Here is a 14,697-nt window from a genome sequence, read left to right as displayed (position 1 = left end):
TGTTATTCCCATCTTTAAATGTCTATCCCAAGTCTCGAACCTGAAGGGTTCCCATATTTATAGCAAAGAGGTAGTTGTGAGGGTTCGACCCCGATGGGGTCGAATTTCATCCGCTTGTATGTTTTTCTTTAAATATTCAATCCCTACGGGTTGGGATTATCTACATATGAGAAGGTTTAAGATGGGATGGTTCTACCTTTAAATGGCCCTAAGGCATAGAACCCAGAGGCTTCTTATATTTATAGCAAGGAGTTAGGGCGGCAGTGTTCGACCCCGTCGAGGTCGTATTTCATCCGCTTGTATTTTTTTCTATAAATATGTAATCCCTTCGGGATTGGAGCGGTCCAATTGTAAGCAGATTTGAGTTTTGTTATTCCAATCTTTAAATGTCTATCCCAAGTCTCGAACCTGAAGGGTTCCCATATTTATAGCAAAGAGGTAGATGTGAGGGTTCGACCCCGATGGGGTCGAATTCATCCGCTTGTATGTTTTTCTATAAATATGTAATCCCTTCGGGATTGGAGCGGTCCAATTGTAAGCAGATTTGAGTTTTGTTATTCCAATCTTTAAATGTCTATCCCAAGTCTCGAACCTGAAGGGTTCCCATATTTATAGCAAAGAGGTAGATGTGAGGGTTCGACCCCGATGGGGTCGAATTTCATCCGCTTGTATTTTTTTCTATAAATATGTAATCCCTTCGGGATTGGAGCGGTCCAATTGTAAGTAGGTTTGAGTTTTGTTGTTCCAATCTTTAAAGATCTATCCAAGCCTTGAACCCAGAGGGTTCTTATATTTATAGCAAGGAGTTAGGGCGGCAGTGTTCGACCCCGTCGGGGTCGTATCTCATCCGCTTGTATGTTTTTCTATAAATATTCAATCCCTATGGGATTGGAGCGGTCCAATTGTAAGTAGGTTCGAATTTTGTTATTCCCATCTTTAAATGTCTATCCCAAGTCTCGAACCTGAAGGGTTCCCATATTTATAGCAAAGAGGTAGATGTGGGGGTTCGACCCCGATGGGGTCGTATTCCTTCCGTCATATGTTATTTCTATAAATATTCAATCCCTAATGGATTGATAGGAGCGGACGAAATATTAACAAGTTGGAGAGGGTTGATGTCATAGGTCAAAGCCTTTACCTGGGATTTATAAAGACAATCATTAATAATTTCATTAAATAATTTCTTATTCAGGGTTCTTAAGGAAAGCAAAGCCTTCACTCAAGCTATCAGCTAGGCTCCGAATGTTGGTGTTTTTGAAGGAATTGTACATCTGGCTCCGAGTTTTTACATATTCAAAATGCATAGGGCAGGGGTGATCATCGGAACATTGGTGAAGACCAAAAACGCAGTCGGTAAAAACGCCTAAGCCATCAATGGCTTTCACAACTTCGAGAATTGGTAAATCCAGTTGTTCTTCATCTGAAAAAAATCCGCCGTAAGGTCCTTTAAGGGATGTTACAATTTTGTTTTTGTTTAAGGTCTGAAGAATTTTTCCTGTAAAAGCTTCTGGCGCTTCGATTTCCTTTGCGATTTCTTTTACTCCCACCTTCACATTTTCTTTTGCTTTTGATGCAATAAAAACCGTTGCACGGATGGCATATTTACAGGATTTTGAAATCATATTTTAGGGTCGTTTTTCAGTATCGTCAAACCCCAAATATACTCAAAAAAATTATAGAGGACTGAATGCTCTTCTGTTAAACCTTTGTTTTTGATTATAGATACACCATAATATCACTGTAAACTATAGGTTCACATGATAATGCATATATTATTGAGATATAATCATCTAGCATAAAACAAATAGTAGTGATTACTTTTTGTTATACCTTGTTTTCACTCCTTTTTTACTCTTATTTGACATTATTTAGTTCAAAACATACTGAGTTTTTTAGCTTCCTATGGGGAACTTTTTGAAGTAAGTTTGATGTTAAAAATACACTGAATTTTCAGCATAACCAACCATTTAAAATTTGTTAGGAGATTAGATTTATTTCGATTAACAGAGCCTTTCATTTTCTGTTTATTTCCTAGTTTCCCGATTTCCCGAATATTCATTTTCTCAATTATGCAATAATCTTCATGCTGCTTTTCGACAAATTCTTTGTGCTGTAAAAGTCCGTTTGATACTTTATTCTTACTAATGCATCGCGTGATCGCTTCCACCGTGCGAAATTGGGCCTTGCAATAAGTGCTCCAAATGCTTGAGGGTATGCGTATACTGTACATAATGTGTTACTAACTTCTGTTTTCATATCATCTATTTCTAATTAATAATTTATATGGATTTTATGAGGACAAAAGTAGGAGCGAACCCTTGATTGTACGACCTGAATTGTAAGATGGCACTCATTTGTAAGTGAAAATGGGTCTATTTTTCAAAGTGAGACTCTGAAATTATTATGAGGAAGGGTTACTATTAAAGGGAATCCCTGTATTTACTTGGAGTTGTGCCGGTAAGATTTTTAAATACAAGGTTAAAGGCAGATTTGGAGTTAAAGCCACTTTCCAGTGCGATTCCCAGTAGGGAATAATTATGAAAGTTTTCATCCTGAATTTTATTTTTCACTTCCGCAACTGGAAATATATTGATGAAGTCAAAGAAGTTTCTTCCGTGATTTTCATTAATTACCTGCGAAAGATGATGCGCGGGAACGCCAAAATTATTGGCCAGTTTCGACAAGGTCAACTTTGGATCTAGGTATGGCTGCAATTGAAGGCCGGAATTTTTTAAAAATAAGCGACTTATTATTAAAATGCTTTCCCTTGTAATCATTTAATGAATTGATTAACTTACGGGGTAAATATGAAAAAGATAAATTATCATGGATATCATAAATAAAATTGTCGAGTATTTTAAAAAGCCAGAGGAAGAAACCAAAAATGAATCCCCAGAAGGAATTTGTAACCTTTGTTGGGGCATTCAGGAATATGATGGGAAAATCCGCGAAATATATAGGGATAAACAAGTGGATGTTAATAACCACAAGGACTCCTATATGCTCATTCAGGGATTTGTAAAAGAACACGTGGATGGATATCACATAAAAGATGGAATAGTTCACGTTTGTCCAGACTGTAGTGAGTTGGAAAAAAACAAAGAAAGAGTTGAAAAGTATAAACTACAGGAAACGGAGAAATAGGAAAATTTGAAATTGACAAAAGGACAAAAAGGACAAAAAGGACAAAAGGACAAAAAGGACAAAGTGATAAAAGGACGAAAGGACTAAAGACAATAAGGTAATTGTTAGGGACTGATATTGCAAACAATCTGAGTCTCGCACCTATGTCTTAAGTCAAAGTCTATCCAGCCTAATCACTGACATTTTCACTAAAATAAATCAAGTTCTTTCTGGAGAGTTCCAATAATTTCCTTTTGACACCTCTTTGCGGAACAGTAATAGTAATCGTGGGGTCGGGAAAGTCTATATGAAAAGGAACAATAATTTCCCGAATCTTGCTTTTAAAGGGACTATCTCATAAAGTGTGTAAATAATAAAATAGCGGGGGCCGGCCCCCGCTATTTTATTATTTAGTTTTTAATCTTTAACTTTTACACATTATGAAGAAAGACGATTTAATTTCAGATGATTTTCTGAAGCAGTTCAAGACCCACGAGGAGCTCAGCGATTTTTTAAAGCAGATCCAGAAACGTGGGATCGAAAAGATGCTCGAAGGTGAGCTCGACGGCCACCTAGATTACGACAAACACCAGAGGTCCAATGGAGGCAACTCGCGCAACGGGCACTCCCGGAAGAAAATAAAAACCTCCTTTGGCGAATCCGAGATTGCCGTCCCCAGAGACCGTGAGGCCTCGTTCAATCCCATGATCGTACCCAAGCGGGGCAATATGGTCGATGGCCTTGAGAACGTCATCGTGTCACTCTATGCCAAGGGAATGAGCAACAGCGATATTGAGGAGCAGATACGTGAGGTCTATGATTTTGATGTGTCCACCTCGACCATATCCAGGATCACGGAAAAAATATCGGGCGATATAGTTGCCTGGCAGAACCGTCCCTTGGAGCCGGTCTACTTGATTGTCTGGATGGATGGCATCGTATTCAAGGTCCGCGAGAACTCCAAGGTTATTAACAAGACCATCTACATAGCCGTTGGCCTGCGCAGGGACGGTAAAAAAGAGGTCTTGGGGCTATGGCTTGGCAAGAACGAATCAGCAGCTTTCTGGATGAGCGTATTGACCGATATAAGGGCGCGCGGCACAGAAGACATCCTTATCACGGCCACCGATAACCTCAATGGTTTTACGGATACGATCAAGAACGTGTTCCCCGAGTCCAAGACCCAGATATGCGTGGTACACCAGATACGCAATGCCTGCAGGTACGTCGTATGGAAGGATAAAAAAGCCTTTACCGCAGATATGAAGCATATCTATAACGCCCCAAACCAGGAGGCCGCCAAGATGGCCCTAGAGGATTTTGCCCAAAAATGGAACGATAAATATTCCTATGCCATCAAGAGCTGGCGCGACAACTGGGAAGAGCTCACAGTGTTCTATGAGTTCCCGTTGGAGATACGCAAGATCATCTATACCACGAACCTTATCGAGAACCTGAACGGGAAGATAAGAAAGTACACCAAGAACAAACTTTCCTTCCCAACGGACGATGCCGTGATGAAATCCGTATATTTGGCAGTAAGGGAAGCCACCAAAAAATGGACAATGCCCGTCAGGAACTGGGGCATTATATTAAACCAGTTCCTAACGATCTATGAAAAAAGGGTCAGACTCTAAAAAAGTCCAACCCCTGTTATTTTAAACTTACACACTTAACGGGATAGTGTCCTTTTAAATTTCTCTTGAATCTGTACAATGGAAGAAAGCAGCATTTCCTCTAACGTTTTATCTACTTCACTTTTAATGGATATCGTTTTGGTAAAAACTATATCGCCCTTTCGTACTTGTAGATAATTGACGTAGGCCTGATCCTCTTTTAGGTGAATGGTGAACACATCAAGATCCTTCACCTTCGTATTGAATACAATGGAATTATTTTGGTATTCCATTATAAAATCGAGTTGTTGGCGAAGGATATCTGCCTTTTCGAATTCCAGTTTAGACACACATTCCTTAATCCGATTTTGAAGCATATTTATTACCAGGCCCAATCTTCCTTTAAAAATTTCACGAACTTGCTCTAAACCTCTGTTGTAATCCGCTTCAGTCAAATATTCCTCTTTCGGGCCGCTAATTCCCTTGAGATAATATTCCGGATTTACCCTGAGTCTGCCATCCTCCATAATACGGAGGAAAAGGTTATGGTTGTTTGTGCGAATGGGGATGAGCGTACGAACCAACTCCAGCAATCCGCGGATTTTGCGAACGCTGGTATAGGGGCCAAAATATTCTGACCCATCTTTGATGACATTTCTAGTTAGAAATATTCTTGGAAAGGGTTCATTTTTGATTACGATAAACGGATAAGTTTTATCATCCTTTAAATTGATATTGTACTTCGGTTGATTGTGCTTTATTAAGGAATTCTCCAATAACAATGCATCGCGCTCGGTATCAACAATGGTGAATTCCAGACGTTGGATACTCTCCACCATATGACGCACTTTTCTACTTTCAGGTTCTTTGGAAAAATAGGAAGTCACGCGTTTCCGAAGATTTTTTGCCTTCCCCACATAGATCATTTCTCCATCCTTATTGAAATACCGGTATACTCCCGGAAAATGGGGTACATGTTTCAACATTTGCTTTATTTCATCTTTTGTCATCATTTGAAGAATCGTTTTTTTGGAAATCAGTAATGACTTGAAATATCCATATTTTACCCTGGCCCTAAAGGGAATTAAGAATCTTTTCAAGTTTATCACCCTTTAGGGTTGGGGTGAAAAGACTTGAGACACTCACTGATTAGTGTTTCTCAATTTTCCATAGCAAAGTTAACAAATAAAAAAGCATAGAAGATAATTATATCCTCTATGCTTTAGTCTAGCATCTAGACTCTAGATTTCAGACTCTTTCTTTTTATTTGTAAGTAACAATCCTACCCCACACATCATTGGTTCCCCAAATTCCTTGACGGGTGGCTTCCAATTGAACTATTTGGCTGTGATCTACAAACAAGTTCACTTCAGGTCCATAATTTTTGATGTACCATTTGAAAACTTGTGGATCAGCTGCTTCAAACATTACGTTTTCAAGTCCGAGTTCTCTGATGAATTTAGCAGGAACATTGACTTTCCAAGGATTGGCATTTTCAGTAACCCCTTCAGATTCCATCATAATGATGTATGCTCCAGCATCCAAGAAACGTTTTGCTTGATTTGTGGCATATTCCACATCCTGGATTCCTTCAGCCTCATATTCGGCGATAGTACCGTCTCCTCCAGCTCCAAATTGAACTCCGATTTCTGGTTTTGCTTTTAATCCAGCTTTTTGAACTTCTTCGATTACTCGCAACCAATCATCGGTTGGGATGGAAATCAATCCGGTAGAGATTTCAATAATGTCGAATCCAAGTTCCTTACATTCTTGAATGTATCTTTTCACCGCATCTTTTCCTTTGGTAAGCACGTATTCCATAAAACCACCGGTACTTGACAGCACTCCGTAATCGTGTGCCAACTTATTGGTAGCTTTAATTTTTTCAGGATTCATAAAGGTGAAGGAACCACCGGCAAACTTGATACTGTCCACATAATTTCCTGTGGTTTCCAGAATATCCTTAAAGTAGCTCAATCCGAAGTTTGAATAATAAGCTGCACGGATTTCTGTCATTCCCACTTTTCGTGGTTTTTCAGGACGGTCGTTACGTTGCAACCATTCAAATCCTATTGGGTTTACAATAAAATCTTTTGCTTTTCCATTGACTTTTTTTGGATCCTTTATTATTTCTTTTGTGTCTAACATGATATTTGTATTTAAAGGTTAAATGATTGTCTATTTGTCACCTTGAGCGCAGTCGAAAGGTCAAGTAACAATGTCTCGACTGCGCTCGACAGGACAACTTTAATCCGATTTACTTTTAGGTATTTTCCAGAACAATCATCAATAATTATTAATTAAGTTCTTGATACTTTGTGGAAAATTTTTCACGCTTTAGGGCGGGGGAAAGAAAAATTTCCGTTTTGCTTTCTTAGAATTTCCCTCCCTTTAGGACGGGGAAAGAAAATTCGACTTATCCCTTAGTCCTACGTTATTTTAAGCTTCTGCCATTTCGGGTTTTCCAGCTTTTTCAAGAAGTTGCATCAGCTCCTTGATACTGTGATTTTCCAAATTCTGAACCGTGGCAATGATTTCATTCTGAAGTTCTTCGGAAATAAAATCGTTTGAAAGATTTCTGAACTTTGAGATTATAAAATCCCAGGAAGCAGGGCGGGAGCTGAAACCTTCGTAATCGGTTTTTTCAACTTTGAATTCTCTTCCATCTTTCATTTTAATGGTGATGTCATTTGCCATTTCAAAAGGAAAACGGTCTGAATATTCTTTTTTCTCGTTTACTGTTACTTTTTGAAGCAGTTCTTGAATATCATCTTTCAGAATGCGTTCTTCCAAATATTGCGCGGGAAGTACATTTCCATCCAACAATACAGCAGACATCATATAAGGCAAACTGTGGTCGGCTTCCTCTTTGGTCCAGATGTTTTTCTTGCCACCTTCCTCGCCACCCCCGATGATGTTATAGGCAACATCAAAAGTGTTCAACACGATACTTTCAATGTCTGATGGGAACAAATCTTCTTTTGCGATCAAATCCTGCAAGCCTTCCAAGGTTGCTTGTGAGTGGATTTCGGCGTTGAATTTTTTAATGATGGTTTTGGTTACTCTTTCCAAATCTTCTTTTTCCCAATCCATTTCAAAATCTCCGGAAATGGTTTCTTTGAATCCTTTGTTTCCTTCAAATACTTCTTCTGGACCGGTGATTCCTCGCATTGCCAAAAAAGCTGAGTGAGTGGAAGTCCATCCTGTAGATGGGAAAGCCAATCCTTTCCAGTTTGAGAGATTTCCTGTACGGGTTACTCTAAGCGCATTATAAGCAGTTGCCGCTATTGCTATTGCATTTGCGGTTTTGGTTACATCCAATCCTAACGCATAAGCTGCTCCTGCGGCTGCCCCGTAGGCACCTTGAACGGTGTGGTCGTAACCTTTGTCTCGAACTGGAGCAACATCACTCAATCGGCATTGTACTTGGTAAGCGATGGCAAGAGCGGTAAGAAAATCTTTTCCATCCTTATCGGCATATTCTGAAGCTGCCAAAACACTTCCTATATTATCCGATGGATGGCAGGTTTCATTTTTTGCTAAATAACTATCGTTAAAATCCAAGTAACGAACCAAGGCCGAATTGTAAAAAGCAGCTCTATCGGGAGCATTTTTTTGGCCTCCTATTAATGTGGTAAGCGGATTCCCACCGAAATCTTCCAATTGTTCCTTTATCATTTTTACCGGTTCTCCATTCAATGCCCCGATGGCACATCCAAGGGAATCCAATAATCGTATTTTTAATTCTCGAACGGCAGCTTCAGATAAGTCTGAAAATTTTCGTGAACTCACGAATTTTGCTAATTTTTGTACTTCTGTCATGATTTTATTTTTTAGAATTATCTCTTTTTTTAATAGTGTAAATGTACCCCCGAATACGAGCTAAGTCAATGATACAAAGGCGATATGAGGTATAGCCAAAAGCGATGGCTTCGATACGAATTTTATTTTTGCAAGCAAAACCAAAATTCACTCAGCCACCTTTGATTTGGTTATTTGTTTTAAAATTTGGTTTGGGGAGCGAAATAGAAGTGTCTTTGGAATAAGAAAAACTGGTAGTTATTCCTAACAATCTACGGTGCCTGAGTGTTTTGAAAGCTTTCAAAATGAAGAATGAAAAGTACTAAGTTTTTTGGCTTTCAAAATGTATCGAAGACGAGTGTTTTGAAAGCAGTCGCTTTCAAAATGTGGCTTCGATACGAATTTTATTTTTGCAAGCAAAACCAAAATTCACTCAGCCACCTTTGCTTTGGTTATTTGTTTTAAATTTTGGTTTTGGGGATTATGGAATTGTGTGAAAGGGGGAATATATCTTACTTAATAAATCCGTCACCTTTGCTTTGGTTATTTGTTTTAAAGGTAGGATTGAAGTTCTAATGGAGGATTCCTGGAAAAATAGAAAAAATGTTGATTATAACTAAAAATCTAAGGCGCCTGAGTGTTTTGAAAGCTTTCAAATGAAGAATGAAACGTACTAAGTTTGTTGGCTTTCAAAATGTATCGAAGGCGAGTGTTTTGAAAGCAGTCGCTTTCAAAATGTGGCTTCGATACGAATTTTATTTTTGCAAGCAAAACCAAAATTCACTCAGCCACCTTTGCTTTGGTTATTTGTTTTAAAGGTAGGATTGAAGTTCTAATGGAGGATTCCTGGAAAAATAGAAAAAATGCTGATTGTAACTAACAATCTAAGTCGCCTGAGTGTTTTGAAAGCTTTCAAATGAAGAATGAAACGTACTAAGTTTGTTGGCTTTCAAAATGTATCGAAGGCGAGTGTTTTGAAAGCTTTCAAATGAAGAATGAAACGTACTAAGTTTGTTGGCTTTCAAAATGTATCGAAGGCGAGTGTTTTGAAAGCTTTCAAATGAAGAATGAAACGTACTAAGTTTGTTGGCTTTCAAAATGTATCGAAGGCGAGTGTTTTGAAAGCTTTCAAATGAAGAATGAAACGTACTAAGTTTGTTGGCTTTCAAAATGTACCGAAGGCGAGTGTTTTGAAAGCTGACGAATGTTTAATGCAAAGAATGCCTGGTCATTAGCTTTCAAAACGTACCGAAGGCCCCAAATCTGCAACCAATTTCACCTGAATATCCGTAGGAATACTGGCAATAATCTCATTAAGAATTACCTTTGAGAGTCTGGTTTTTTGAAAGCCACGTGGAGCGACGAAGCTAATGGTTCTGCTCAATACGGGATCTTTGATGGGGCGGACCATTTCCAATCGCCGTTCTCCCATATAGAGGCATGCGAGTTGAGGAATAAGTGTGAGGCCACCATTTCGGTCAATAATTTTTCGTATAGTTTCCAAAGAGGCATTCTGATATCGGAGGGTCTTAAGATGTTTTTCCAAATCAGAATGTTTGGATTCTGTTTTTCGGGTAAGAAAATAAGATTTCATTCCTTCGGGAAGAATTAATTCGTTCAAGGGAATGTCGTCCCATCGGATAGTGGAAACGGTGGAAAGCTTGTGGTTGCGATCGAGATAGAGAACGAATTCTTCCTCGAATAGCGGACTTTCATAAAAACCTTCTTTAGGCAAGGGACTGATGGCTATTGCACCGTCGAGGTTTTCCTTTTCCAAGTCTGCGACCATTTCCTGAATGGTTACTTCAAAGATTTCCAGATTGAGCTCCGGATATTTTTTTGTGATTGTATCAGTAAATAGGGGGATGAGATACGGCGCTAAGCTGGCAAGAACACCGAGACTGAAAGTTCCGCTAGGTCTATTCTTTTTTTGTTCGGCAATTGAAATGAACGTGTTTTCCTCCTTTAATATTCTTTTGGCCTGCTCGATCAAATCGATTCCTTTCATCGTGAGAGCTACGGGATGACGCGTTCTGTCGAAAATCATAACGTCAAATTCCTGTTCCAAGCGCTGTATTTCCCTGCTGAGTGTGGATTGGGCAATACCACATTCTTCAGCCGCGCGCGAGAAATTCCGATTCTTTTCAACGGAAACGATATATTTTAATTGATGGAAATTCATTTAATACTTTCTCTTCTACCTTCAATCCATAAAAATAACCATTCTTAAATCGATTAAAACGTGAAGTTGTTTATAAATCTTTCCCGGAAACTGGTATTTGTGTTTATTGAGACGTTATTAAAAGGAATTTTATTCCAATGCTAATGATGCCCTGATCACCTCTGAAGGTTTTCCATCATTATCTGTCACCAATACCAAGTCTATTTGGGTTTCTGATGCAATTTTATCGACAATAACAGATTCAACCTTTAAAGGAAATCCAGGATTGGGAATTCGCTTTACCAATATCTCATTTCCAATCTCGTCGTTTATTAATTCGATGACTCCAATAAAACTTCCTAGGATATCTCCATCGTCATAAGCGTTAGGAGAATCTTCTACCGCTGCGGTGAAGATTAAGTAGGGTAGATGTGGAAAAGAGCTCGCCCCCGAAAACCCAGCTTGTAGGCCATTGATTGATGGCAAGGTGAAAAGAGAAGTTTTTGGAATGGGAAAGTCCCTGCCATTTTTACAATAACCTATAAACTCACTATATGGAAAACTGAAGATAATGTTTCTTCCTCGATTGAATAGGAATAGATTATCTCCACTAATTGCAAGACCTTCAATGTCCAGTTCGTAACCTTGCATAATTTCCATTCCTCTTATGTAGTCATAAAAGTTTGAAATATAATATTCGTTATAGCTACTTTGGATTAAATCGAAAAGCACACAAACATCTCGTTCTGGTGATTTTGACCCGGATCCAAAAATAAGGATCTCACTATCACTCACCATTTCCATAGCTTCGAAGTCGGGCTTGTGGAATTTTGGAATTACCTCGCCCTGCTGTACTTTTGGTGAATGGATAAGTGTTTTGCCGAGAATTTTAAAGTTGTGGTCAACTTTGAATAAATGCGGTGAGTCGTCACCAATTAAAAAAAAGATATCGTTCCATTTAACAATACCGGAAGCACTTGGCACCTCCTGCAGGATTTGCCAGCTAATTATTTCGATCTCGATCTTGTTCACTATGGAATTGTTTTCTATTTAGAAAGGAAGATATAGGCTTTAATATTTTAATGTCAAAGTGTCGTCAATAGTTTTTCCTGTTTCAGAAATCCCCCTCACTTCCAAAATTATGGAATCCTTTTCTTTCCAACCCAAAAAGTAAACCTGAGAAGTGGTAAATTCCTCAGGTGTTACGGAATATTTGGAAAAAACCTTATTCCAAGCCGCTCTATTTATGTTGATAGAATCTCCCTCATATTTTCTGGTAATAAGATTCCATCGATAGACTTTAACAACACTTAGATTGGAAAATTTCTCAATCTCCAAAGCGATACTTTTATTATCATGGGAGGTATGATACTCCATTATATTGCCCTCAACTTTTAAAGGTTGCTCAATAGTATCTATGGTCAAGGTTAATATTCCATCCTTTAAGTCTGCATTTAAGTTGCCTGGGTCAACATTCTTATCTACAGGAGATTTGCAAGAGAGGCTTAAAAATAGAATGAATAAAATTTTAGGATCTAGCATTTATTATTCGGGTGTATTAGGCAGATAATTTCCAAATAGTTTTTTTACAGCCTTTGAAGTCATTTTGCCGGTAACGCCGTCTACTAAGAGCGTAATGCCGTCAAATGTGTTGAGAAACCGTTGTAAATCTTCGCCTCGAGGCTGAGGTTTAGTACTATAAGTGAAAAAGGTTTTCTTTTCTGTTGCGAGCGTGTAAAATGTTGGAATTTCTTTTCGCTCCACCAGTCTTCTGAGGAGGACCACCGCACCTATTTGTTGGGAAACTGCTGTTTCGCTCCAGGTACCATCGGCTATATATTTTCCGCTTTTATAATGATTGGATGCAGACCACAGATAGGGGCTATATACATGTGGATGGTATAAACGATAGCCCCATCCATTATATCGTTCAAATTCATAAAGAATTCTCGGTAGTGACCAATCGTCGACCTTATCCAAATTGTGATATTTCAAGGCGTCCATTGCGCTTTCTTCCCATGTAAAAGGAGGATTTCCAGCACTAGGTCTACCACTGGGAACGTGGGTTGTCCTCTGGGTGAGAGGATCTCCATTGTGTATATGTCGTGAAAAATTTTGTCCTGCTTCCATGCTATGGATTATCCCAACAAAATACCAAGGAATTGATGAAAACTCCGCCGCCTTTTCATAGCGTGATTTGGCGTCAAGAATTTTATTTACATTGTTTTCTACTATTGCCAACTTGTCAAGACGTATTTCCATTGTGGAATAAAGATCTGAGTACTGCTTTTGTAATGTCTGGGTAAAATCAATCTTTGCCATGGATTTAAGTTTTTAGTTTACATGATAAGAGAAATTTGATTTTCAGCATTTTCATTGGAGGAGCAATCAGTATTTCGGTTGGCTGCAAAATCATCCACAAGATAAGGTACTTTAGGTCAAGTACCAAACCGTAAGGACTTAATTTCCAGTGGAGAATACTCGGAAATACGTAATGTTTCTTCGGAATGAAATTTTGGACAAAAGCGTGCAACCACGTTGTTTAACAGCATCCACTCGTAGGAGCGCAGCACGATAATTTTTCGGCGTAAACTGTAATACTATAGATTACTGTGGGACTATTTTTATATTCTGCTATTTCTCCTTCATTTAAATAATCCTTTAAAATATCATCGGGCACAATAATGGCCTTTTCTTTTTGGAGGGCAATGTTTTCAAAGCCCGCTTCTTTTATGTATCCTAGGTATTCATCCTTATCGATGGCACTGGCTACACAGCCTGCATACATTTCGGCGGCAGATTTAATTTTTTCCGGAAGTTCGCCCGTTAGCACAATATCCGAAATGCTGAAATGTCCACCTGTTTTTAGAACTCGGTATATATCCTGAAATACGGCCTTTTTATTCGGTACAAGGTTCAACACGCAATTGCTAACAATTACATCGGCGATTCCTGAAGTTACAGGCATATTTTCTATATCGCCCAATCTGAATTCCACGTTGTTCATCCCCAGTTTTTCAGCGTTGGCGCGGGCTTTATCAACCATTGTGGGAGTAAAATCGATACCGATTACTTTTCCGGTTTCTCCTGTTTCTACTCTTGCGACAAAGCAATCATTGCCGGCACCACTTCCCAGATCAATAACGGTATCTCCTTTTTTTATTTTTGCAAATTGGGTGGGTAATCCGCAGCCCAAACCTAAATCGGCATCCGGATTGTATCCCTGAATGGTTGTATAATCATCGGACATGATATTGTAAACCTCGGTGGAGCAACTTCCGGCACCGCAGCAAGATGATTGGTTGGTTTCTTTTTCTTGCAAGGCGATTTCACTGTATTTCTGCTTTACCATTTCTTTTATTTCTGCTTCGTTTTTCATAAGTATATGATTTATATTTTTCTTAAATAAGGTTCCAAATCCTGCAATTTAATTTCAGATTTTGGTGATGTGAAAAAAATTATTTTTTTTTGGTTTTGCCACGAATACACGAATATATTTTAACGAATTCGAGCCGTCGTGGTTATCTAATGATAGAAATTTCCAGTCATATTTTCATAATCCCGTAACTTCAGATTTGGACGATTGAGTATTTCAATATTTTGAATCTGATTTTTAACCCCATTAAAGCCGTTCTTTCAACAACACATATTTGTGCTCTTCAATATTTCCCTAGCACGGTTAAAATAAGTGGTAATTCTTTGGATTCCCTTTTCGTCCAGGCAATAACAGATGGTATTTCCTTCAACGGTTCCTTTTATAAAACCCGCATTGCGGAGCTCTTTGAGGTGCAGAGAAACGGTAGGCTGGGCTAGTGGGAGCACATCGACAATCTGCCCACAGATACACTCCTTAACTGTCAATAGATGCTCTATTATGGCAATCCGAGCAGGATGTCCCAATACTTTCAGCAAATTGGAAATCTCAACTTGCTCTTCGGTATATTCTTTTTTCTTCATATGGATATAGCTATATTGCAATATTACAATATAGTTTCG

The 14,697-nt window shown here is 38.7% G+C and carries 13 protein-coding genes; 2 read left to right on the top strand and 11 right to left on the bottom strand.

Features of this window, described 5'->3' with window-relative positions:
• Positions 1-1,184: 1,184 nt before the first annotated feature.
• Both EI546_RS04760 and EI546_RS04755 read right to left on the bottom strand, forming a co-directional pair.
• Positions 1,185-1,622, bottom strand: coding sequence for an RrF2 family transcriptional regulator (locus EI546_RS04760; RefSeq protein WP_128249471.1), 438 nt, complete (start codon positions 1,620-1,622; stop codon positions 1,185-1,187).
• A 798-nt stretch (positions 1,623-2,420) separates the two neighbouring features.
• Complete coding sequence (locus tag EI546_RS04755) at positions 2,421-2,777, bottom strand: helix-turn-helix domain-containing protein (protein ID WP_128249470.1); 357 nt, start codon at positions 2,775-2,777, stop codon at positions 2,421-2,423.
• A 49-nt stretch (positions 2,778-2,826) separates the two neighbouring features.
• Here EI546_RS04755 and EI546_RS04750 point away from each other — a divergent pair, with 49 nt between their 5' ends.
• Together EI546_RS04750 and EI546_RS04745 are read left to right on the top strand one after the other, a co-directional pair.
• Positions 2,827-3,144 (top strand): hypothetical protein, encoded by a 318-nt coding sequence (locus EI546_RS04750; RefSeq protein ID WP_128249469.1) that lies wholly within the window; start codon positions 2,827-2,829, stop codon positions 3,142-3,144.
• Positions 3,145-3,563: 419 nt separating this feature from the next.
• Complete coding sequence (locus EI546_RS04745) at positions 3,564-4,760, top strand: IS256 family transposase (RefSeq protein ID WP_128248875.1); 1,197 nt, start codon at positions 3,564-3,566, stop codon at positions 4,758-4,760.
• A 35-nt stretch (positions 4,761-4,795) separates the two neighbouring features.
• On the opposite strand, the gene EI546_RS04740 is transcribed toward EI546_RS04745, so the two are convergent.
• The 9 genes from EI546_RS04740 to EI546_RS04700 all read right to left on the bottom strand — a co-directional run bounded on the left by EI546_RS04740 (position 4,796) and on the right by EI546_RS04700 (position 14,658).
• Positions 4,796-5,752: a GIY-YIG nuclease family protein gene (locus EI546_RS04740; protein WP_128249468.1), complete on the bottom strand. Its 957-nt coding sequence runs from the start codon at positions 5,750-5,752 to the stop codon at positions 4,796-4,798.
• 250 nt (positions 5,753-6,002) lie between these two features.
• Entirely contained in the window at positions 6,003-6,887 is an 885-nt protein-coding gene (locus EI546_RS04735; protein ID WP_128249467.1) for a phosphosulfolactate synthase, read from the bottom strand.
• A 291-nt stretch (positions 6,888-7,178) separates the two neighbouring features.
• Positions 7,179-8,561 carry an MmgE/PrpD family protein gene (locus tag EI546_RS04730; protein ID WP_128249466.1) on the bottom strand — a complete coding sequence of 461 codons (1,383 nt, stop codon included), beginning with the start codon at positions 8,559-8,561 and terminating at the stop codon, positions 7,179-7,181.
• Between the two features lie 1,210 nt (positions 8,562-9,771).
• Positions 9,772-10,722 carry a LysR family transcriptional regulator gene (locus tag EI546_RS04725; RefSeq protein WP_128249465.1) on the bottom strand — a complete coding sequence of 317 codons (951 nt, stop codon included), beginning with the start codon at positions 10,720-10,722 and terminating at the stop codon, positions 9,772-9,774.
• 129 nt (positions 10,723-10,851) lie between these two features.
• Positions 10,852-11,733 carry a DUF6929 family protein gene (locus tag EI546_RS04720; protein ID WP_128249464.1) on the bottom strand — a complete coding sequence of 294 codons (882 nt, stop codon included), beginning with the start codon at positions 11,731-11,733 and terminating at the stop codon, positions 10,852-10,854.
• Positions 11,734-11,772: 39 nt separating this feature from the next.
• Complete coding sequence (locus tag EI546_RS04715; RefSeq protein ID WP_128249463.1) at positions 11,773-12,243, bottom strand: hypothetical protein; 471 nt, start codon at positions 12,241-12,243, stop codon at positions 11,773-11,775.
• Positions 12,244-12,246: 3 nt separating this feature from the next.
• Positions 12,247-13,023: a hypothetical protein gene (locus EI546_RS04710; RefSeq protein WP_128249462.1), complete on the bottom strand. Its 777-nt coding sequence runs from the start codon at positions 13,021-13,023 to the stop codon at positions 12,247-12,249.
• A gap of 220 nt (positions 13,024-13,243) precedes the next feature.
• On the bottom strand, positions 13,244-14,080 hold the full coding sequence (locus tag EI546_RS04705; protein WP_128249461.1) for an arsenite methyltransferase: 837 nt from the start codon (positions 14,078-14,080) through the stop codon (positions 13,244-13,246).
• Between the two features lie 257 nt (positions 14,081-14,337).
• Entirely contained in the window at positions 14,338-14,658 is a 321-nt protein-coding gene (locus EI546_RS04700; RefSeq protein WP_128249460.1) for an ArsR/SmtB family transcription factor, read from the bottom strand.
• Positions 14,659-14,697 lie beyond the last annotated feature (39 nt).

Source organism: Aequorivita sp. H23M31 (assembly GCF_004022485.1).
Classification (GTDB): Bacteria; Bacteroidota; Bacteroidia; order Flavobacteriales; family Flavobacteriaceae; genus Aequorivita; species Aequorivita ciconiae.
Note: the sequence above shows the minus strand (reverse complement) of the source record. Positions and strands in the feature narration are given on the sequence as shown.